The organism is Acididesulfobacillus acetoxydans, from assembly GCF_902729405.1.
Lineage (GTDB): Bacteria > Bacillota > Desulfitobacteriia > Desulfitobacteriales > Desulfitobacteriaceae > Acididesulfobacillus > Acididesulfobacillus acetoxydans.
The window spans coordinates 4,247,232-4,269,301 of sequence record NZ_LR746496.1; the positions used below are offsets into that span (position 1 = coordinate 4,247,232).

Here is a 22,070-nt window from a genome sequence, read left to right on the forward strand (position 1 = left end):
CCCCACCCTAAGTTCACTCCGTACTCCACACGACCGATTGCGCTCCCGAACCCAACCTTCATGTGATTGCACTCGCCTCGGTCCGTTGCTCCAGATACCACTTGATAAACACTCGTTTCAGCGTACATTCGCCGGCATAAGCCTCCCCGCTTCGAGCGGCACCGTACCAGCGGGCAAAACAGCCCCCGCCGCACAAGGAAAAACTAGAACATTCCAGGCAAAACCCCATACTCTTTTGCATCAACGTAACAACAGCCTCTTGTCTGCTTTCCTCAATCCCCGCCGCCACATCGCCCAACCGAAATTTCTCCTCACCGATCAGAGAAGAACAAGCATAGATATTGCCTTGAGCATCTACGAAGGCTGCTTCGCCTTTCAAGGCCGGGCAGTGGGCAAAACCCCGCTCCGTTCTGCGGGCCAGAGTTTTCACCCGTTCCAGTTGCGCAATCGACAGGGTTGTACCGCTACGCCGGCCCAGTCTCTCGGCAGTCCGCAGGGCTTGCTCTAAGCCTCTTTCGATGGACTCCGGTGCCGGCGGCTGCAACAGACTTCCCCTCCCTTGACCACGCACTAAATCAAACCCGAGACGCCTTACATTTCCCAGGTAATACGCCATTTCTACAATACCCGCCAATTGGCTGACATTTGCCTCGGATATCACACAGGTTAGGCCGATTTTCACTCCTTGCCGAGCCAGTTGTTCGATACCGCCCAGGATCAGTCGGCTGGTCCCCTCGCCGCTGGACAGGCGGCGCGTCCGGTCATTAATCCCCGGCCTGCCATCCAAGCTGACACCGATGCCGACCTGGGCTGCGCGCAAAAAAGCAATCTTTTGTGAGCTTAGCAAGGAGGCATTGGTCTGTACCTGGATGAGAGCGGGAATTCTCTTTCGCCGCACATATTGAATCGTATCCCTCATAACCGCAAAGGACAGGAGCGGCTCGCCGCCACTAAACTGCAAGACGAAGGGCTCCCCGCTGTCTGCCGCCCGATTGACGGCTGCGATGGCGGTCGCGAGACTCATGCTTTCTTGCGCATGGGCCTGAGCATAACAATAACTGCAGGCAAAATTGCACTGTCCCGTCAGGCTCAGCACCAGCATTTTCAACGGCTTAGGACGGCGCATCACTCTCTTCTTCCAACTCCCCTTCAATCCCAAGATAAAGTTCTCTCAGTTCCTCTCTGGTTTGTTCATCCGTTTGCCATAAACCGCGCTGGGCGGCTTCCAGCAGAGTCTCCGCAATCCTTTGCAAGGCCCAGGGGTTTACTTCCTTCATCCATTCCTGCATCTTTTCATCCAGGGCATACTTTTCCGCATACTTTTGGTACATCCAATCTTCCATAACCGAACTGGTTGCATCCCATTGATAACTGTGTGCCACATAATTAGCTAAATCAGCCGCTCCTTTATACCCATGTTCTTTCATTCCCTCAATAAATTTAGGATTGATGGCTTCGCCCCGGAATAGACGCTTCATTTCCTCCTGCAGGCTGCGCAGCACGACTTTGTTCCGGTCTGAGCTGTCACCGCAGTACGAACGAGGCACCTCTCCTTTAAGGCTGCGAACAGCGGCAATCATCCCACCGTGATAGGCATTGTAATCATCCGAACTCAGCATGTGGACTTCACGGTTATCCTCATTTTTGATGGTCACATCCAAGCCGGCCAGGCGGCGGCTGAACAGTTCCGGCACGAAGACCCCTTTAGCTTGGGCACCATAGGCATATCCGCCCCAGCGCACATAAACTTTGCCCAGATCCGCGATCGTCTCCCAGTTCTTTGCTTCCAACACAGCCCCGATACCCGCGCCATACGTCCCGGGCGGATCGCTGAAGATACGGTAGGAAGCCTGCTCCCAAGCCGCCAGGTTATCCATTCCCTGCTTTTCTAGCTCTTCTGCCTCTTGCCTGATATGCTTTCTGACATAATTAATTTCCGGGCCTTCGTCCAAATGGGCTACCTGCTTCACGGCCTTATCCATCCAGGTAAAGACCATCGGCAGACTGTCCCGGAAAAATCCGCTAATACGGGCGGTCACATCAAGGCGCGGGCGCTTCAGCTCTTCTATGGGGATTGCCTCCAAATCAACCACCCTTTGGCTTCCCCTCTGCCAGACCGGACGCACTCCCAACAGGCAGAGAAACTCGGCCAGGCACTGACCATGGCTGCGCAGGTTATCCGTAGCAAAGAGCACGATGCCGATGTTTTCCGGATAACGTCCTTCTTCGGCAATATAACGGGCAATCAATTCGTCAGACAGGGTTTTGCCCATTTCCCAGGCGGCAGGCGTGGGCAAAGTACGGGGATCCACGCCATAGAAATTCCGTCCTGTCGGCAGAATATCCGCCATCCCACTGGTGACAGCCCCGGCCGGACCGGGTTCAACATATGACCCTTCCAACGCTGCCAAGAGATTCGTGATTTCTTGTCTGGTTTTTTGCAAGCTGGGTACGATCGTGTGACAAATATAGCGAGCTATACTCAACAGCTGTTCGCGTAAAGTTGACGACATATGGGCGGTCCAGGGCAATTCAAAGACAGCTTCCGCTTGGTCCAGCGCGAAATCACGCTCAGACAGCAGAAGAATAACCTCACGGCTGCGCTCGCGAATTTCATCAATCAGCGCACCATAAGTTCTGCTGCCGTCAGACAGCATCTGGCCGCTTCCCTCCAGCAATTCGTAATAGTCAAAGCCGTACATCGTCGTCAACGTCTGGGTCAACGAGGGGATGTCCCCATTATCCGGGCGGGTCAGGGCCAATAAGTATTCGATCAGGCTCTCGTCTTGTGGCGGACATCCGAGTACATGCAGCCCCACCCGGATCTGCATGTTTTTAATGTCCGTAAGATAGACATGCAGGCGTTGTACATATTCTGAAAACGGTTGTTCCGGGTCTGCGGGCACCTCGTCCTCTAAATTGGCCGCTGCCGCCTTCTCCCGGATTAGCGTCATGATAGTCTCCAGGCTGCCGGGCTGGTTCTGTTGAAAATAACTGTATTCGTCTAAAAGATTTTCCAGTTCAGCCAGTTCATCATACGTTCCCGCTTGGCTCATCGGCGGCGACAGGTAGCTGATCAAACAGGCGGCAGCACGCCGTTTGGCCTGAATCCCTTCGCCTACAACAGTAAGCCAATAAGGATAGATATTGGGCAAATCGCCAAGAGCCAAATCTGGATAGCATTGGCGCGAGAGCGCCGCTCCTTTGCCGGGCAGCCATTCCAGAGAACCATGAGTGCCGACGTGAATGACCGCGTCCGCTTGCCAGATATCCCTCAGCCAGTGATAATAAGCCAAATAATGATGGGTCGGCACAGAATCCGGCGAATGATAGATTTTGGCCGGATCTTCACCAAAACCGCGTGGCGGTTGGACAGTCATAAAGACATTCCCGTTAAGCATCCCCGGAACCAGAAGGTTCCCGTCGTAATGGAACACCTCTCCCGGAGGTGTGCCCCAGTCACGCCTTAATTGCTCCTGGGTTTCCTCCGCCAAAGCCGCAAAAAATTTCCGGTATTGCTCTGCACTCAGTTTTCCGTCGGCCTCTTTGATCTGCTTGTCTGTAATATAGCGACGATCATTGGTCGCGTGCGCCACCAGTTCATTCATAAAGGACCGACTGTCGGCCGGAATATGGTCCACCCGGTAGCCCCGCTCCAGCATCTCCGCCAGCAAGAGACGGATACTCTCGGGTGAATCGAGCCCCAAGGCACTGCCGATATTCGAATTGGTCGGCGGGTAATTGTGAAAGATGATGCCGATCTTTTTTTCCCCATTGGCCTTGTACCGTAGTCTCGCCCACTTCTCGGCTTTGCGCACCAGCCGCTGAATGCGCTCCGGAATAGGTAAATACTCCGCGCTGCCGTCTGGCAGGTGTTCCCGCCCCGCGACCGGCAGGGCATGGATGATGCCGTCAAATTCCGGCATCGTCACGCTGACAGCAATCTCCGTGGCGCTCAGGCCTTCCCGGCTCTTCTGCCATTCTCCCCGTGAACCGAACAGGGTATAGGCCTGCAAGACCGGCACATTTAAGCGCTCCAAGGCTTTTAGTTCAAGGGCCCTGGTTGTCGTCAGAGAAAATTTCAAGGTGTTGATTAGTACGTCAATGGCCGGTACCCCCTCTGCGTAAAAATAGGCAGAGAGGGCCTCGCTCAAGCCGGGGATCCGCAATTCCGGGTTGGGGACTCCCGGGCTGAACACCGCCACCGCATTCATCCCTTGCCGTTCGATTTCCTCCACCAGTGCGCTTTGGTAAGCCAAATCCCCCCAGACCCATTCGTCACGGTAGAAGAGAATTCCCACCGTCGGCCGGTCCGTACGGCAAAACAGGCGGCGGTATTGCGCGCCGTCAGCAAAGGATTTGTCTGCGTGAGGGTGGAAAATGCCGTTCCACAGCAGGGGTTGGGGCGGACGATAATCGTCTCCCTCCCGGCCATAAGTCCTATTCAACCACAGCCAAAGGTTACGGTAATTGTCCCTTCCACCGTAGGCCAAATATTCCTGTAGGGTTTTGCGTTCCCGCGCTGAAATTCCGCGTTCCCGAACCTCAGCATCCGGTTCGGTGATGAGCATGGTATACCGCATTTTGCCGGTCCGCATAAACTCGGCGGCTCTTTTGAGAAAAGGCGTATCCAAACCGCTCCCCATCCAGTTGAAGATGACGAACGCGCTGGTCAAAAAAGCCGCTTCCCATTCTCCGCCCCAGGTAAGAGAGTCGCTCAGAAACACCACTCGTCCCGGGGGCACTCTGCCCTCTCGTTCCAGACTTCGGCGCACGCGTTCCAGCATAGCATACTGCCGTTCCATATTGGTGAGAAAAATGATCCCTCCCATTGTCATCCTCTCCTACCCGTTCGATCTTAACCCATAGCGGCGGCAGCGGAAGTTGCAGCCTTTTTGCTCTGGCGCCGTCCCTCTTCTCTTTTCAGGTTCGACAGCAGCACACCCGTTGTCGGACAGAAAACCCACTGGTCTTGATCTTCGCCAAATAAGAAGCGGGCTTCCCTGGGATGGCGCAGGCTGTAGATCGTCCGACCTTGGGCTAAGATTTGCTTGACAAGATCCAGGTTGCGCCGGTTCTGTGTGCCCAACGGAAAGCCGGCATCCAGGATATACGCCGCTTGGGCGCCGGCAAAAACGGCTCTGTTGAGCGCGGATTTGCTGATCTCCTCAAAAGGCTTCTCACTGATGACGGTTGCGCCCAGCGCCCGGCCCACATGGTAATCGATATCGTTCTCGGAAATAACTCCGGTACTGAGGCTGAAACCCTGTTTGTTGAGCAGCCGGTAAACCAAGGCGCCGCTGCCGCCCCCGGCCAAGACAAAAACTCCGGCTCCCCCACCGTTTCTCAGTTCAATACCACCGAGACAATTGCTGAAATTAGCACAATCAATATCGTAGAGTTCGGCAACCCTTTCATCGCTTAAAATTTCTTCCGGCGCTCCGGAAGCCAGTATTTTCCCATCTTTGACCAGAATGACGAGTTCGCAGCTTTTAAGCGCCATATCCACTTCATGCAAAGAAAGGATGACGGTGATCCCTTTTTCCTGTGTGAGCCGGCGCAAAATAGCCATCACCTCCAGGCGATGTTTCAGGTCAAGATGGGAAGTCGGTTCATCCAAGATCAGCACTTCCGGCTCCTGCACCAAGGCCCGGGCCATGAGCACTTTTTGCTTCTCGCCGTCACTCAGTTCATTGAAGTATCTGTCGGCCAGCCTGCCCGCATCGACCAGGCCCAAAGCTTCCCGGGTCTTCTCCCTGTCTTTCCCGGTCAGGCGGCCGAAAAAATCCGTATAGGGATACCGACCCATCGCGACCAGATCGAAGACCTTAATCAAACCGGGAGAGAGGCGCTCGGTCAGAACCACAGCCATCGTCTTGGCTAACTCTCGCGGCTCAATCGCGTTAAGATGCTCGCCTTTCAGATAGACGCAGCCTCCCAGCGGCCTCAGCAGCCCGGACAGAGTGCGAATGATCGTGGATTTGCCGGAGCCGTTGGGTCCGAGGAGACAGATAAACTGGCCCTTTAAAGCTTCCAAATTGATGTCGCCGACGACCGTTCGGCCGCCATAGCCCACAGCTAATTCCTGGGTTTGAATAACACTCATAGGCTCGTCCTCCTTTTCATGAGCAGACTGATGACGATAGGTGCCCCCAGCAAAGAGGTGATGGCACTGATAGGCAGTTCTATCGGAGAAAAGCTGATCCGGGCCAACAGATCACATAAGGCAGTGACCGTCGCCCCCAGGAGAATTGAGGCCGGAATAAGGATCTTATTGTCCGAAGTACCTAAGATCAACCGCGCCAGATGCGGGCTGGCCAGACCGATGAAAGCCACGGGCCCGGCAAAAGCCGTCACCAAAGCGGTCAGGGCGCTGGAAATCAGGACCGTGCTAATCCGTAATTTCTTGATATTGACCCCCATACTTTGAGCATAATCCTCTCCCAACAACAGGGCATTGAGCGGTTTGCTGAGAAGGTAGGCCGCAGCCAGCAAAACCCCGCCCGCCGGCGCCAAGATTTCCACTTCACCCCAGTCGAAACCGGAAAAGCTGCCCAAAGTCCAGAGGATAAAATTATGCAGATTTTCCTTTTCGGCAAAAGTCATGAGGATGTTGACGACGGCACTGCAGAGGTAACCGATCATTAAACCGATCACCAGCAAAGTCACCGCACTTTTGACCCGCTGGGCAATCGCCATGACCAGGGCTACGACTGCTAAGGCACCGATCAGGGCGGCCAGTGTGACCAAGAAGGGTGAGACAGACCCCATCCCCAGGCTGAATCCTGTCAGCATCAGAAGGGCGACGACCAGGGTGGCGCCGGAAGAAACTCCCAACACATAAGGGTCCACAATAGGATTGCGAAAGAAGATCTGCAAGAGCAGTCCGCTGACCGCCAGGGCCGCTCCCCCGAAAACAGCCGCCAAAGCCCGCGGCAAACGGATGTCCAAGATCACCGTTTTGTCCACAGCATGATTTCCCTGGCCGAATAAGACCTGACACAGGTCCTTTAAAGGGATTGAAACCGAGCCGAGCGTGATGCTCAAAACCAGAGAGATAACCAGCAAAAGTCCAAACAGACTGAGCAAATAGGAAGGGTTACGCCTCATCTTACGTGAAAAACCGGACAAACCCCTTTGAACCACTTTTGCCACCGTTCTTATACGTTCACTTGCATCAGTGGACGATTCACCTTTCTGTTGCGGTTAGAGTAGACTCCGCTTTGAGCGCAATTGTTCGCGGTAGTCCGTGTTCGGGAATGAGTCAGTCTCTGGGATTGTAGCAGCCTCTAGGATTGTGGCAGCTTCATAAACTCTTTCAACTGCCTGCCAGGAAAGAGATGGGGATGAAAGATCTCCGCCAAATCCCCAATCACCTCGGCCGTCTTATCCAGTGACTGGAAATACCAGGGTTGATAACACCACACTTTTCCCTGTCTGAGTGTGGGAAAACCCGCCAGAACCGGGGACTGCTTGCTGATGTCAGCGATGGATGTCACTCCATAATCCGGCATTGTGTCGGAAATGTAGACATTGGCTTCTTTACCCTTGGCGTAATACTCTTCCAGCGTGATGGGCACACTGCCTGTCCCTTTGAGGTTTTTAAAGAGATAATCACCCCCGGCCAGCGCGATCATTTTGGCGGCATAAGAATCTCCCCCCGGCACATAGGCCTTGCCTTGATAGATCATCCCCCATAAGACTTTGGGTTTGTCTTTGTCCCCGGCCACTTTCTCCTTAATCGCGGAGACTTTTTGCACCGCCTGAGCAAAAAACTGATCCGCTTGTTGTCCCTTCCCGTAAAAAGCAGCGATAAACTTGATCCACTCCAATCTGCCCAAGGGATCGCTTTCCAGCCAACTGTTGTCAACGGCCACCGGGATCTTAAGTTCCTCCAATTTCTTTAAGGTCTGGACATCTCCCGATGTCCCGGTGCTCATAAAGACCAGGTCCGGTTTCAAAGCGACGATTTTGCCGTAAGCCAACGGTCCCATCCCGGCACCGCCACCCACCATTTGAATTTTGCCGCTCGCCATTCCCTCTTTAACCGGATTGATATACCAGTGCTTTTTGTCCACCGTGACTCCGATAATGCTGCCCAATTCGCCCAAAGGCCTCAGGAAAGCGGCCTCCGTCGTGGAAACTGCCACGACGCGTTTGACCGGGGTGTAAATTGTGGGCAGATTTTTGTAGGCACTGGGTGCTTGTTGGCCCCGCGGCACCAAAAGCAAGGTCCGTCCCTCACCGTCCGTTACCTCTTGGCAGCCGCCGGCGACATTCTCGATCTTAAACCCTTTGGCATATTCGAGCCTAACGGCGCCTGTTTCCGCCACCTTTTGTGCTGTAGCACAGCCTGCGAGCAAAAGCAGAGACAGTAATATGGTCATGACGGAAAAGAGTTTCCTCTGAGATTTGGACATAAACGTTAAAACTCCTCTCAAAAATTGATACTTTAAGAAAGATATTCCATCCATTGCACTTCAGCGCGATAGCATTCGTTAAAGGCTAAGTGCTTTCGACGAAAGTGTCCACTGGACACTTTTGCCGAAGTCTCAATGTTCAGCTTAAGCTGAACGAGTTCACTTGGCCATTTCACTTTGCAATTTTAAAAAGGCCGCATCTAATTGGACTGAGCCCTTCTGCGTCTGGAATTCCCCGCAGAAGTCAATTTTCCCGCTATAGTACATTGGCTTTGCCTACAGGCCAATTCTTCAAGCTCGTCTTCGACATCCATCAACCGCACCAGCCAATGAATTCGCTGCTCCTTGTCCACTTTGTATTTACCCAGGATTTCTCCCCGCACCTCAAGCAACGCTTGTCTGCGCTCTGCCATCTCTCGTTTCTTGTCTAAGGATTTCACCCGTTATGCCTCCTCCTTTACGAAAGAACCCCAAAAAACCCTTTACAGAATACCTGTAAAGGGTTTTGCCTTGCCCGCCTAGCCGGATCGTTGGTCACCCGGCGAAAGCAACACCTCCCCTATCTTCCGTAGGTATCTGTGCTGTTCCGGAGCGAGCAGGTCTCCTGGCTTAAGTTCATCGCTGCCTTACGTCTTCCCGGTTTTACCCAGTGACACTATGTAAGGCCGCTCACTATCACAGTGGCGGGACCGCGTCAGATTTTAACTGACTTCCCTTTTTCAATACTTTCCCCTTGAGAAAGTATACTCGCGCCGCATCTATTGAGTTTTCGTACTTTTAGGTTAACACAGTGGCACAGGGCTTGTCAATCCTCACCTTGTGTTCCTGTGTTCCCGAAGTGTTTGTCACATGATCGAAACATTGTCAGAGCTTCAAGAAGGGCCGCCCGAGAACCAACATTGTGAGCATCGTCTCTCATGCGATCATGCGGTCCTAACAGGCGGCAATACATAATGAAGAGAAGGTATATTATTAGATTCTGCCAAGTGAATCTAATAACCAAAGTAAGAAAGTATTGAGCACTGAGAATCGCCACTGTAAACCCTCGGTATGTCCCGTTGGGGTCTAAACAGAAAAACAAAAGCCCATGAAAATTCATTCCGCATCCTGACGCCGTAAGACCTCCATGGCCTCTTCCTTCTGCTTGATTCTATTCGCTTTTTTGCCGGATATCCGGCTCATCTGTTTGCACTTACTTCTCCGTGCCCGGATTTACGGACAAAATGTTGAACAATAAAAGCAATCAGCCCGATTAAAAGTAAACCCACAAAGGCGGACAAAAGATAACCCAAGGCTTGCTGCCAGAACGTATGGTCATATCCGGCAATACCATAGCCTTTGAGCAAAGCGTGTTTCCAGAAATCACCGAATTTTTGCATCCCGGCGGGCACAAATCCTAATTTTTCCTTTAAATCTTTTCCACCCCATTCGCCCCAGGCAGTTCCCGAAGCCAAAAGCCCCAAGGGAGTGAACACGGCAATAACCAATAAGCCAATAACATACTTCCTCAGCCGCAACGCCGGGCTTGTGCTTTCGCGGTTATTTCTCAATTCCAACATAGCCGGGTTAGAACGTTGCAGATAGGCAAGAACCATGGTGGTAACCACAGCCTCCACCGGCCCGGCTATCGTCGTATGCGCAAAAAGCATGGCCGGTACAGCCACATTCAAGCCATAAGGGCTGTAGAGCGGAGTCCCGTTGGCGGTATGGAAAAGAAGCGGCTGCAAGCCAAATTCTGTTCCGGCACAAACAGCCGCGACACACAAGCCGATGTAGCCGCCGATGGCAGCACCCACTAAACGGCGTTTTGACGAAATCACGCTCTTACCGGCAATTAAACGGTAAATGGCGTAACTCAGGAACGGCAGCACAATGGCCATGTTGAAGATGTTTGCCCCTAAGGCCAAAATACCCCCATCCCCGAAAAAGATCGCCTGTATCACTAAGGCAATAGATACACCAATAGCCGCTGTCCATGGACCAAACAAAATAGCCAGCAACGAGCCGCCCACCGCATGTGCTGTCGTCCCATCGGGAATAGGAACATTGAACATCATCAGCGTAAAACAAAAGGCCGCACCCACAGACAGTAGAGGAATGTTCTTAACACTCAGTGTTTTAGAAGTCTTCTTAGCCGCAATGCCCAAGACAGAGGCGCTCACAATCCCCATCAGCGCATCGGTTTGCGGACTTAAGTATCCGTCCGGAATATGCATGGACTGGTCCCTCCCTCATTAATTAGCCAATTTTGTTAATACCGATTTGTTCATGCCGATTTATGTCTTTACTGGAAATTACACATGCCTTACCCTCCTCTCCTAAAAAAGAAAAGACCATAGAGAGACCCGTAATTAAGTCGGACCTCCATGGCCTTTTTTAAATCTTTAATTTTGGAAACAAACTGACTTTGAGGCTGGCACAACCGCTGTGCTAATCGAGAATGCCGATCGCGTTTTCTTCAGGTGCCTCACCCGTTAATTAGGTATTCGACACAGTCACCAGAATACCTTCTTGATCCTGAACATATTTTTATTTTATTTTTAGGCAATGAGTCTGAAGAATCCGTTACACCTTACTTGGCACTTATTTTTACGGTTTTCCGTGAATTAGTTTAATACCGTAAAAATTGTCAAAGACTGTTATGCTATGGGGGTAAAGGCCTCATCCATCCCCCATTCCAATAAAGGAGTATTCGTCCATGCCTAATCTAGACATTCCGGAAAATATCATTTCCGCCCTAGCCTCCAGCCGACAAGCTTACGAGGAGGGGATAGTCCATTATCGCGCGCAAACGGTCCAAAGACGGCTCAATAATGTCCTGTGACTGTCATTGCCTTTCTTATGGCGATCACACAGGAGCCTGCAGACACATTGTGGCCGTTTTTAAAAACCGCCCAGAATCAGCTCGCTTCTCAAGCCTCCGCCCCGGCCCTGCAGAACCGGATGGTTACCGAACTCCTCGCCTCCTTGTCCGATCCGCGCGCGGACATCCCCCGGGAGACGCTGGAAGTGGAAGTGGATCTGCACATTCTTCCCAGATCCACAGGAACCGCGCACTTACAGTTGGGGCTGGGCTTGCAGCGCTATACCTCGTTAAAGATTTTAGATTCCTCACCTGTGTTCATAAAGGGAAGACCCTCGAACTCGGCAGGAGCTTTACTTCGACCCTGTCCGGCACACCTTGGCGCCTGAGAATCAGAAGATTAACGGAGGCCTAAACCCACGAAAAACTGTCAAGCGGAGTTCCTCTAAATGAGTTTTGCTTCGCAGATATGCCGAATGCGATGAAGCCTTAAATCCTTTGCTTTATTCTGAATTCTGAATTCATAAGAAGCTCCCGCAGCCGGCGGGCGGCCGCGTAGCAGTCTTCCGCCCCAAGGATAGCAGACACTACTGCAACCCCGTCAATCCCGGCGGACATGACCTGACTCACGTTCATTTCCTTGATCCCTCCGATCCCAACGACCGGTATGGTGACCGATTTCTTGATCCGCTCTAACGCGACTTTATTTGGATCGTTGATATAGGCCACAAATTCACTGTCTGCCAGTCCATTCTCAACCCATTTTTGTGCGATGGTCTCTACGGAATCATGGAGTTTTTCACCGTTATGGGAACAGTTGTCCATACTAACAAAAGCTAGAGGAAATGCACCGTTCAGGTATCTGGCATAGGCCAGAGAGGCAATCTTAGCCATGATGTGCCGGGGCTGCTCAGGCCCGGTCAGCATATCCTGCCGTATATCTTCGAGATATGCCCCGGACATTTTCTTAAGACTGTAACCTTTTTCCGTGATAGTAAAACTGGCCGTTTGCAGGGACGGCTTAGTAAAAATCTCCCTCAGCCTTTTCCAATCACCCGGACGCGACATATCCCCTTCAAGCGCTTCACCTACACTGCCAATTACCTTTTTTACCAGCGTCCCGTCAGGGTTCATGACGACCAACAGGCTAAGGTTGTCATAAGGGACATAGATTCGATCAATTATCTCCAGATCATATGCTTCCACAGCTATAATGCCTGTATCAGCTTTGCCCTTATTTAGGAGTGTTTGTTGCAAAGCGGCAACGAACCCGCGAAAGATATTCCCGGCCCCAAAATGTACCCAAGTAGGATTTTCTCCGGTTCTAGCAATCATGTCGTTATAAGAAAATCCCGGCAGGTCAATTCCTGCTTCTACCCATGGTTCGACGTTCTTTAAGCTTTCTTGGCTCAAATTCAGCATCTCTCTATTAATCCTCCGTGAAATGTGGGTTCCTGGCAATTATGATCCAAGGAGCCTATCTTTGCACCCTGGCACTGCCACCCTTCATCAGACTCTCCACTTCCTTGAGGCTGGCCATCGAGGTATCCCCGGGTGTGGTCATGGCTAGGGCGCCGTGCGCGGCCCCATAATTGACCGCTTTATCCGGATCCCCGGTCGTTATGAGACCATAAATAAGACCGGAGGCAAAACTGTCACCGCCGCCCACGCGGTCGAAGATTTCCAGACCACCATAAGCATTGGCTTTGTAGATCTTGCCGCCTGCCCAGCACATCGCGCTCCAGTCATTGACCGTTGCCGTTTTAACGGTCCGCAGAGTGGTGGCAACAACCTTGAAGTTCGGATAAGCTCTCACTACCTGGTCGATCATCTTCTTGTAACCGTCGAGATTCAGTTCTTTCAGGTTGGCGTCATTTCCTTCGACTTCAAAGCCCAGGGAAGCGGTAAAGTCTTCCTCATTGCCGACCATTACATCGACATACTTGGCCAATTCCTTGTTGACCTCTTGGGCTCTTGGCTGGCCGCCGATGCTCTTCCAGAGAGACGGGCGGTAGTTGAGGTCATAGGAGACAATCGTACCGTACTTCTTGGCCGTTTGCACAGCTTCCAGAACAACATCCGGCGTGGTATCCGACAAAGCAGCGAAGATGCCGCCGGTGTGAAACCACCTTGAGCCGAGTTTGCCAAAAATATAGTCCCAATCGATATCTCCCTTTTTGAGTTGGGAGGCCGCGGTATTCCCCCGGTCGGAAACGCCCAGGGCGCCGCGGACGCCGAACCCTCTTTCCGTAAAGTTCATCCCGTTGCGAACCACACGCCCGATTCCATCGTAAGGAATCCACTGGATCAGAGACGAATCAACGCCTCCCTGCAAAATGAAATCCTCCACCAGCCGGCCAATTTCATTATCGGCCAAGGCGGTGACCACACCGACGTTCATGCCAAAACATTTTCTTAAGCCCCGGGATACGTTATACTCTCCGCCACCTTCCCAGACCTTGAACTCCCGGGCATTTTTGATCCGACCGTTTCCGGGATCGAAGCGCAGCATGACTTCTCCGAGAGAGATGCAATCGTAGCGGCAGCTCTCTTTGGGCTTGACATCGATTATGGACATTGCAATCACTTTCCTTTCACTTTCGTTATCTCAAGTCCTCATTACCCCCGGGATACAGCGGCCAATCACCAAGGCGCCGGCACTACTCCGTCAGCTCCGCGGCTAAAGCACCAAACCTCAGGGTCTTTCTGCAAGTGAACCGTAACGCTTCCTCCACTTAACGCGCCTATGCCTAATGGTTCGCTTACCGCTGTATCCCTTGGGCTATCTTGACTACAGCTTTTCTCATGCAAATACGAGAATAAGAGTATAGAAGCAGTCCCACCTATCAGATGTATCGAGTGCAGCAAAGTCTTCTATTTCGCTCTGGCGGCCTTGATCTTCTCGATGAATTGTTTGGCGATGGTGGTGATGGATTCGTAGTCGCCTTTCTTGGCGCCCGCGGTCAGGCTGCCGCCGACGCCTACGGCGACGGCACCGGCCTTGATCCATTCTTCGACGTTATCGAGGCTGACCCCGCCGGTCGGCATCATGGCCGCTTGCGGGATAGGTCCTTTGATCGCTTTGATGATCTTCGGTCCGAACACTTCCCCCGGGAAGATCTTGACGATGTCCGCACCGGCTTCCATGCACTCTACAGCTTCTTTCACTGTCATCGCACCCGGCATGCAAGGCACTTGGTAACGGTTGCAGAGCTTGACGGTTTCCACGCTGAGGCTCGGGCTGACGATGTATTCCGCACCGGCGAGAATGGCCGTTCTGGCGGTTTCCGGATCGAGCACGGTCCCGGCGCCGATGATGATTGGACCGTTTTTGTATTTTGCCGCCAATTCTTTAATGAGATCGGCGGCTCCGGGTACGGTGAAGGTGATTTCAATCGCCACGACTCCGCCGGCGATACAGGCTTCCGTGATTTTGAACGCCTGCTCCGTGCTTTCCGCCCGGACAACGGCCACCAGCCCGCCTTCTTTAATTCTGGAAACGATTTCTTCCTTGGTTGCCATGAGAATCATCCTTTCTTATCCACTATCTTGATTCCAAGGTATCCCAAACACCCCATAAGTACATGATACCAAGCGCCCTGTCGTAGAGGCCGTAGCCAGGCCGGCACTTTTTATTCCAGATGTGCCGTCCGTGGTCAGGACGGACATAGCCCGTGAACCCGCCTTCATAATAGGCTTTGACGATCGCGACGATGTCCAGGGAACCGTCCCCGGTCCGGTGGGAGGTCTCGACAAAATCGCCGTTGTCAAACCTTCGAACGTTTCGAATGTGAGCAAAAGCGATCCGGTCGACGAATTCCCTGACCATGGCGGGCACGTCATTCTCCGCATTCGCCCCAAGAGAACCGCTGCAGAGTGTCAGTGCGTTATAAGGACTGTCGACCAGCTTCAAGAACCGTCTCAGATTGGCTTGACCCGTAAGAATCCGGGGCAGACCGAAGACCGGCCAGGGCGGATCGTCAGGGTGAATGGCCATCTTTATGTCATTCGCCTCCGCCACAGGAATGATCTGTTCCAGAAAATACTTGAGGTTCTGCCACAAGTCTTCTTCCGTCACATTCCTATAGGCTTCGAAAAGCTCGTTCAAGCGGCTAAGGCGCTCCGGCTCCCAGCCGGGCATGGTCAGGTCGGGATTGGAGGCGATCTCGCTCACCAATTCCATCGGATCCATGTCCTTGATTTTAGCATTTTCATAGAAGAGAGCCGTTGATCCGTCATCCAGCCTCCTGGCCATGTCCGTCCTCGTCCAATCGAAAATCGGCATGAAATTGTAACAGATCACTTTGACTCCGACTTGGGCCAGCTTGGCAATCGTCTTTTTATAGTTTTCGATGTAACGATCCCGCGTCTTAAGCCCCAGTTTAATGTCCTCGTGCACGTTGACGCTTTCGACGACGTCCAGGCTGAATCCGTACTGATCCGCCCGCTTCTTGACCGCCAGGATTTTTTCCATAGGCCAGTCTTCTCCGGCCGGCACATCGTGCAGCGCCCAGACGATGCCTGAAACACCCGGGATCTGCCGGATCTGCTCCAGTGTCACCGTATCATTCCCTTCGCCATACCAGCGAAAAACCATTTTCATAGCCTGATTCCCCCAGATTCTCTTCCCGCCAAACCCGTGTCTAAAGGGTCACGCCATTTTTGAAGATGGCAATATCCCGGAAACCCAGGTTCTCGGCTTTCGTCGCTTCTCCGGAAGCGACGCGCAGGACATACTTCCAGAAATCATCCGCCAGGTCTTCCATGCTTGTTCCGTTCAAAAGGACCCCGGCGTCAAAATCGATCCAATGGCTCTTCCTCTGGTAGAGGCCGCTATTCGTCGAAACTTTCACGGTAGGGACGCAGGTCCCCAGCGGGGTGCCCCGACCGGTCGTGAAGAGGACCATCTGGCAACCGGCTGCCGCCAGAGCCGTCGCCGCCACCATGTCGTTCCCGGGAGCGGCCAGCAGATTGAGTCCCCGGCACATGACCCGTCCGGCGTAATCCAGCACATCGACAACTTCCGACGTTCCGCCTTTCTGCGTGCAACCAAGGGACTTGTCCTCCAGCGTCGTAATGCCGCCCTTCTTGTTCCCGGGAGAAGGATTCTCATAGATGGGCTGTTTGTAGGAAGCATAATAATCTTTAAAGTCGTTAACCAGGCGAACCGTTTTGGCAAAGACTTCTTCATTCACGGCCCGGTTCATCAAGAGCGTTTCCGCTCCAAACATCTCCGGAACCTCGGTCAGGACAGTCGCCCCTCCCGCCGCAGTCAGGCGGTCGGAAAACGCCCCGACAAGCGGATTGGCGGTGATTCCGGAAAAGCCGTCCGACCCTCCGCACTTGAGGCCGATCGTCAACTCGGAAACCGGGCACTTCTCCCGTTGGAAGCGCTCGGCGTAGTCCGCGAGTTTCCGGACGATTTCAACACCGGCCGCAAGCTCATCCTCTACTTCCTGCGCGACGAGAAACTTGACCCGCTCTTCGTTATAGTCCCCGAGAACTTTCTTGATCTCGCCGACATTGCTGTTCTCACAGCCCAAACCGAGGACGAGGACTCCCGCGGCATTCGGGTGCTGAATGAGGTCAGCCAGGATCTGCTGCGTTCGCAGTTGATCCTCTCCCATCTGGGAACAACCGTAAGGATGCTTAAATTCAAAGACTCCGTCCAGTCCGAGACGGTCTTTCAGCGCTTCTCTTGCTTCCCGGGCGATCAATTCAGCCACCCGGTTGACGCAGCTGACGGTCGGCACAATCCAGATCTCGTTCCGAATCCCCACTCTGCCGTCCTCTCTGCGGTAGCCCCAGAACGTGTCCTTCGAGCGTTCAGAAGGCGTTTGCGCATTGCGTTCCTGGTAACCAGGCGCATATTGGTAACTCAGAGTCCCGGCAAGATTTGTGTGCGTGTTGTGGGTGTGCACCCATTCTCCGCCTCTGATGGCCTTTGTCGCCTGGCCGATGGGGAAACCGTATTTTACGACGTTTGCCCTCTCAGCGATATCAGAGACTGCAACTTTGTGTCCCCCCGGCACATCCTCCAGCAGAGTAATCTCCATGCTGCCTAGACGAACTGTTTCTCCTTTTTTCAGGTCCCTGAGCGCCACTGCAACATTATCCGCGTCATTCAGTCTGAGCAGTTCCATGGTTTCACTCCCACCCAATTCGTATTATTTGAGCATCGTGCGTTGAATAGCCTTCTCCACACCCTGGTTGACAATGGCGTGCAGGTCAGCCGCCACCGCTTCGGCAAATCCGCTCACTTCCGTTAAGTCCTGACCCCAGAACTCGACTTTGGCCAAAACGGTGCGCACCAGCTTGAGCACGGATTCCTGGCTCAGATCGCATTCCGACCAGACGGATTCGAGAAATTTGAGAACTTCCGGGTCATCCCGCATCTCAAACTGGCTCTCACCCCGCACGCACTTCATGCTCGTTCCCTCGACCTTACCGCGGTAGAGCGCGAGGAGAGAAGCCAGGGAAAAGCTGATCTTCAAGGGAATCCGCCCGGTCTTCTCCTTGTAGCCGAGAAGGGATGGAAGAACGCGGGTCTTGAATTTGGAAATGGAGTTGAGAAGAATGCTCAGGAGGTAGTGCTTAATGTAAGGATTGCGGAACCTTTCCAAAACAGAGGCGGCATATTCCTTCTGCGTTTTCTGTTCAATCCCGGTAGATGGCATGATTTCTTCCGCAATGATTTGTTCGAGATACGGTCCCAACACCGGATGTTCCACTATTTCTTTGACCGTGTCCAGACCGTAGAGGAAAGCGACAGGAACACAAGAGGTATGGCTTCCGTTCAGGAAGCGCACTTTCAGGGTCCGGTACGGCGTCATATCGTCTGTCCATACGACATTGAGACCCGCCTGCGCAAATGGCAGTCTCTTTCGCAGTTCCTGCGGACCTTCAACGACCCAGAGATGGAACAGCTCACCGGTGTCGAGCATCTGATCCTCATAACCCAAACGCTCTGTCAGTGCCGCCACTTCGTCTCTGGGGTAACCCGGAACGACCCGATCCACCAGCGTGTTGACAAACGTATTGTGCTCTTTGAGCCAGGTCGAGAACTCCGCCGGCAGCTTCCACTCTTCGGCCAGGCGCAGGACGATCTTCTTCAGGTTATCCCCGTTCCGGTCGATCAGCTCGCAGGGAATGATCACCATGCCCTTGGCCGAGTCTCCTTGGAAATGCTGAAAACGGTGATAGAGGTAAACCGCGAGCTTGCCCGGGAACGAAGCCGGCGGACAATCTGTCGGGCGGTCCGCTGGGTTATAGGCGATGCCGGCCTCAGTGGTATTGGAGACGACATATTCAATATCCGGGTTTTCCGCACATTTTAGGTATTCCTGCCAATCGGCGAAAATGTCGATCCCGCGGCTAATCGAACCGATGACCGTCTCGTCGCTCACGGGCTGCCCGTCACGGATTCCGCGCAACAGCAAGGTATACAGGCCGTCCTGTTGGTTCAGCCTCTCCACCATGCCCTCGTTTAAAGGCTGGACAACAACCACTTTGCCGTTAAAGAGACCCTTGCGGTCCATGGCATCGAACATCCAATCGACAAAGGCACGCAGAAAGTTGCCTTCACCGAACTGGATCACTCTCTCCGGTAAGTTCGCCGGGTATTCCGGAACTTTGAGACCCTCAGGAAAGGGGAAACCTCCCTCTAATAAAGCTCTTGTTAATCTCTGAGTCATTTTCTCTACCTCCGTCATCCCTATCCCAGGGAGTTTTCCGCTTGCCCTGTCAACGGGCGTCCTATTTTACTAAGGCGTGCAGTCCTTTGTATTGGGGATCGTCATGAGGCTGCATCTTCCGCCCTTTGCTGCCGGCTAAGAACCACAGATAGTAGACCTGTACCGACGGGGGCGCTACGACCGGGTGATACCCTTTGGGAATGAGCACGCTGTCCTGATCCCGAATCACAAAGGCTTCATCAAGTTCCCGGTCTTCGGTATAGAGGATCTGCACGCCGAATCCATTTTCCGGCTTGACCCGGAAATAGTAGATCTCCGTAAGTTCGGTTTCTACACCTGGGATGGACTGATCATGCTTATGGGACGGAAAACTGGACCAGTTGCCGGGATCGCCATAGGTCTCGCCGAGGACGATCTTATCCACTTTCCCTTCCCCGTTGTCAACGATGATGTCGTGCACATCGCGCTTCCAGGATTGTCCGCCCCGGTGGTTAATGACAACTTCTTCCGGTTTCACGACGAACGGAGCAAGCTTTTTGTCCGCCTTGACCAGGCACAGAGCCGCTTCGAAATCAGCGCTCTTTCCTTCGACCCGGTAGGAACTGTCCCGCGGGATATATACCGTGGCGGCCGGCCCGGCAAACACATTCGCGCGTTTTCCCAGTGCGGCAAAGGCTTGACCGTCCACAGCGACATCCGCGCTGCCGCTTAAAATAACAAGGCCGATCTCATACTCTCCGGATTGGCTTTCATAAACCTCTCCGCTGCCCAACCTGAGGGTGGAGAGCCCCATCAACCCCTGTTCAGCCGGGTCAATGACGTCACGTCTTCCTGTGTAGACTTGTCCTTTGTAAAATAACTGCATGATTCAAACCTCCAATTCCTTGTTCATCTTGTCTGTTTTTATGTTCTCCCCTGCCTAGAGAGAAAATGCGACTGCCTTCTTTTCCCGGGCGCTCTGTTTTGCCACTTCGATCATGCGAATGGTATTGCGGGCCTCTTCAGGCTTCACAATCAGCGCCTCCCGACCGGTAATCGCGCCGTAGATGTTGCGGTAATAGGCGCAGTAATCTCCCGGGATCGTCTCCACCTGGCCGGTGAAGTGCAATCCGCCCACTTGCGTGTTGAGCTTGCCCCAGAGGTCTTTCCCTTCACAGCCCCAATCGGCGACTCCCAATGGGGAAATGCCGCCTTTGAGGGCCGCCTCTTGAGGATCGAGCCCATATTTGACGAAAGAGCCGTCCGTTCCATGGACGATGAAACGCGGTCCGATTTCCCGCACGAGCATGCTGGCCTTGAGCGTCACGGTCAGGTTCTCATATTCCATAAACATTTGGAGGCTGTCGTCGATGCGACTCCCTTCTCTCACCTTTCGAACATCCGCACTAATGCGCCGGGGAACACCAAAAAGAACCTGGGCCTGGTCGATAAGATGGGAACCTAAGTCATAGGCAATTCCTGACCCTTCAGCATCCTCTTCTTTCCAGGTGGACGGGCGCAGGTAGTTGATATACCGGTCATAGTGGGACTCAAACTCGACGATTTGTCCTAACAGCCCTTCCCGGACGATCTGGCGAACCGTTTGGAAATCTCCGTCCCACCGCCGGTTCTGATAGACGCTGAGAAGCCTTTTTTCCTGGTAGGCGATATCGATCAGACTCTGGGCTTCCGTACTCGTCACGGTAAAGGGCTTCTCGACGACAACATGCTTGCCCGCCTTAAGCGCTTTTTCGGCGAGCTCAAAGTGGGACGCATTCGGCGTCGTAATAACGACCAGATCAATCGTATTGTCTTCAAACAGCTTTTCCGGACTGTCGACAACCTCGACTTGAGGGTAGCGTTCTTTTGACTTCTGGCCATGCCGTTCCACGACTTTAGCCAGGGTCAGTCCCGGAACGCAGGATATGATCGGCGCGTGAAAAACCTGACCGGACATTCCGTAACCCACGACGCCAACCCGCACCTCTTCATTCTTTGAAACCATCTTCGTTCCTCCTTAAATCAGCGTTCCAGTATGACCGGACGGTGAAAACTCCGTCCGTCTATCTCGACCTTTTCCGTCGGGAAAAGACCGGTTGCGGTCAAGATTTCCGGACCCTTCTCACCCACAAGCACAGTGTCCTCGGCTTTCGTCCCCTGCAAGGTGGGATTCCAATCCAAGGCCTGAGCGACGGCCAAAATTCGCCCCGTTTGCGCAGTTGCTTTGATTTCGCGGGATTGATATCCTGCCAGTCCGCCTTGATGATGATATTGCCATTCACCCTTATAACCGAGACGGGCATAGGCTTCCTGCCCCGCTCTGAAGACCTCGCCAAGACTGACCCCAGGACGAGAAACCATCTTGCCTGTTTGTTGATGCGCCAACAAGTGAACAACCGCCCCCACGCCAAAGAAGGTACCCAACATCTGGTCAAATGCCGACGACCCCCCGCCCCTTTGTAAATGACCTAATAAAATTATTCTACTATTTAAACCGGTTTCTTTTTTAGTCATCTTGCCAACTTCATTTCCCGAACAGACTCCTCGGCCACAACAATAATGCTAAAATTTTTCCCAAGCCGAAAACCTGCTTTTAGGCGGGCGGCAATCTTAGACATATCGAATTCCGCTTCCAGTATCAGGATTGTGATTGTTGCGGCCCATCCAGCAAATCCGGCCCATAAGGCTATATCGTTGTCACTTGTCGCCGGAACCCCTATTACAGGAAAACCCCATTCTCCTAGTTTTTATGCCCCCTTAAAGGATCCGTCTCCCCCAATGACAACTAACCCCTCAATCCCAGTTTCCCGCAGATACTCAAAACCTTTAGACTGCCCTGCATCTGTCTTAAACTCTTCACTACAACTAGAGCAGAGCGCTTCGGTGAATATGTTGGCAACAGTGTAGGGACCCAACAATTGAATTTGTCCATCAATCAATGAGTCCCTGAAATCCGTCATAAACGCCATACACTTCTAACCCTTGTGCTAATCCCTGGCATACCACTACTAGAATCGCTGCATTCATTCCGGGGGCATCCCCCCGCTCGTTAACACAGCAATATTCCTCATAGTTGTGCATTCCTGTCCGTTCGTTTTTCTAATGTCCACAGATGGAGTCTCATCAAGCCATAGGAGAAAAAGCTGGCCGACCTTTCATGTCAAATCCAGCTTT

General features: G+C 53.0%; 19 protein-coding genes, 1 pseudogene and 1 riboswitch. Of the genes and pseudogenes, 2 read left to right on the forward strand and 18 right to left on the reverse strand.

Annotation, left to right across the window (positions count from 1 at the left end):
- Window positions 1-58: 58 nt before the first annotated feature.
- The 7 genes from MNU25_RS18855 to cbiM form a co-directional block, all read right to left on the reverse strand.
- Window positions 59-1,126 (reverse strand): radical SAM/SPASM domain-containing protein, encoded by a 1,068-nt coding sequence (locus tag MNU25_RS18855; protein ID WP_240986480.1) that lies wholly within the window; start codon window positions 1,124-1,126, stop codon window positions 59-61.
- The gene (gene cobN, locus MNU25_RS18860; RefSeq protein ID WP_240986481.1) at window positions 1,113-4,832 is read right to left on the reverse strand and encodes a cobaltochelatase subunit CobN; all 3,720 of its coding nucleotides are present in this window, start codon (window positions 4,830-4,832) and stop codon (window positions 1,113-1,115) included. Before cobN ends, MNU25_RS18855 begins: the two co-directional genes overlap by 14 nt.
- A gap of 26 nt (window positions 4,833-4,858) precedes the next feature.
- A complete protein-coding gene (locus tag MNU25_RS18865) occupies window positions 4,859-6,106 on the reverse strand; it encodes an ABC transporter ATP-binding protein (RefSeq protein ID WP_240986482.1) in 1,248 nt (415 codons plus the stop codon).
- Window positions 6,103-7,155, reverse strand: coding sequence for a FecCD family ABC transporter permease (locus MNU25_RS18870; protein WP_240986483.1), 1,053 nt, complete (start codon window positions 7,153-7,155; stop codon window positions 6,103-6,105). The genes MNU25_RS18865 and MNU25_RS18870 overlap by 4 nt, the downstream gene beginning before the upstream one ends.
- Before the next feature lie 134 nt (window positions 7,156-7,289).
- On the reverse strand, window positions 7,290-8,420 hold the full coding sequence (locus MNU25_RS18875) for an ABC transporter substrate-binding protein (RefSeq protein WP_240986484.1): 1,131 nt from the start codon (window positions 8,418-8,420) through the stop codon (window positions 7,290-7,292).
- A 200-nt stretch (window positions 8,421-8,620) separates the two neighbouring features.
- A complete protein-coding gene (locus tag MNU25_RS18880; RefSeq protein ID WP_240986485.1) occupies window positions 8,621-8,860 on the reverse strand; it encodes a hypothetical protein in 240 nt (79 codons plus the stop codon).
- Window positions 8,861-8,997: 137 nt separating this feature from the next.
- A riboswitch (cobalamin riboswitch) is annotated at window positions 8,998-9,186 on the reverse strand.
- 412 nt (window positions 9,187-9,598) lie between these two features.
- Complete coding sequence (gene cbiM, locus MNU25_RS18885) at window positions 9,599-10,636, reverse strand: cobalt transporter CbiM (protein WP_240986486.1); 1,038 nt, start codon at window positions 10,634-10,636, stop codon at window positions 9,599-9,601.
- 482 nt (window positions 10,637-11,118) lie between these two features.
- Between cbiM and MNU25_RS20210 the strand changes: the two genes are divergently transcribed.
- The gene (locus tag MNU25_RS20210; RefSeq protein WP_261486067.1) at window positions 11,119-11,244 is read left to right on the forward strand and encodes a hypothetical protein; all 126 of its coding nucleotides are present in this window, start codon (window positions 11,119-11,121) and stop codon (window positions 11,242-11,244) included.
- 47 nt (window positions 11,245-11,291) lie between these two features.
- The gene (locus MNU25_RS18890; RefSeq protein ID WP_240986487.1) at window positions 11,292-11,612 is read left to right on the forward strand and encodes a hypothetical protein; all 321 of its coding nucleotides are present in this window, start codon (window positions 11,292-11,294) and stop codon (window positions 11,610-11,612) included.
- 100 nt (window positions 11,613-11,712) lie between these two features.
- Here the strand turns inward: MNU25_RS18890 and MNU25_RS18900 are convergent, their stop codons facing one another.
- The 11 genes and pseudogenes from MNU25_RS18900 to MNU25_RS20725 form a co-directional block, all read right to left on the reverse strand.
- Window positions 11,713-12,645: a thiamine phosphate synthase gene (locus MNU25_RS18900; protein WP_372503564.1), complete on the reverse strand. Its 933-nt coding sequence runs from the start codon at window positions 12,643-12,645 to the stop codon at window positions 11,713-11,715.
- Between the two features lie 55 nt (window positions 12,646-12,700).
- Window positions 12,701-13,801 carry a sugar kinase gene (locus tag MNU25_RS18905; RefSeq protein WP_240986488.1) on the reverse strand — a complete coding sequence of 367 codons (1,101 nt, stop codon included), beginning with the start codon at window positions 13,799-13,801 and terminating at the stop codon, window positions 12,701-12,703.
- 296 nt (window positions 13,802-14,097) lie between these two features.
- Window positions 14,098-14,745: a bifunctional 2-keto-4-hydroxyglutarate aldolase/2-keto-3-deoxy-6-phosphogluconate aldolase gene (locus tag MNU25_RS18910; RefSeq protein WP_240986489.1), complete on the reverse strand. Its 648-nt coding sequence runs from the start codon at window positions 14,743-14,745 to the stop codon at window positions 14,098-14,100.
- A 22-nt stretch (window positions 14,746-14,767) separates the two neighbouring features.
- Window positions 14,768-15,826, reverse strand: coding sequence for a mannonate dehydratase (gene uxuA / locus MNU25_RS18915; RefSeq protein ID WP_240986490.1), 1,059 nt, complete (start codon window positions 15,824-15,826; stop codon window positions 14,768-14,770).
- 40 nt (window positions 15,827-15,866) lie between these two features.
- The gene (locus tag MNU25_RS18920) at window positions 15,867-17,366 is read right to left on the reverse strand and encodes a UxaA family hydrolase (protein WP_240986491.1); all 1,500 of its coding nucleotides are present in this window, start codon (window positions 17,364-17,366) and stop codon (window positions 15,867-15,869) included.
- Between the two features lie 24 nt (window positions 17,367-17,390).
- Window positions 17,391-18,917, reverse strand: a complete 1,527-nt coding sequence (locus MNU25_RS18925; protein WP_240986492.1) for a tagaturonate reductase — start codon at window positions 18,915-18,917, stop codon at window positions 17,391-17,393.
- Window positions 18,918-18,978: 61 nt separating this feature from the next.
- On the reverse strand, window positions 18,979-19,782 hold the full coding sequence (gene iolB, locus MNU25_RS18930) for a 5-deoxy-glucuronate isomerase (protein ID WP_240986493.1): 804 nt from the start codon (window positions 19,780-19,782) through the stop codon (window positions 18,979-18,981).
- Between the two features lie 54 nt (window positions 19,783-19,836).
- On the reverse strand, window positions 19,837-20,901 hold the full coding sequence (locus MNU25_RS18935) for an oxidoreductase (RefSeq protein WP_240986494.1): 1,065 nt from the start codon (window positions 20,899-20,901) through the stop codon (window positions 19,837-19,839).
- A 17-nt stretch (window positions 20,902-20,918) separates the two neighbouring features.
- Window positions 20,919-21,416: pseudogene (locus MNU25_RS18940) on the reverse strand (hypothetical protein); the annotation flags it as partial.
- Between the two features lie 227 nt (window positions 21,417-21,643).
- Window positions 21,644-21,865 carry a 6-phosphofructokinase gene (locus MNU25_RS18945; protein WP_240986496.1) on the reverse strand — a complete coding sequence of 74 codons (222 nt, stop codon included), beginning with the start codon at window positions 21,863-21,865 and terminating at the stop codon, window positions 21,644-21,646.
- Complete coding sequence (locus MNU25_RS20725; protein WP_420838691.1) at window positions 21,828-21,977, reverse strand: 6-phosphofructokinase; 150 nt, start codon at window positions 21,975-21,977, stop codon at window positions 21,828-21,830. The genes MNU25_RS18945 and MNU25_RS20725 overlap by 38 nt, the downstream gene beginning before the upstream one ends.
- Window positions 21,978-22,070: the final 93 nt, after the last annotated feature.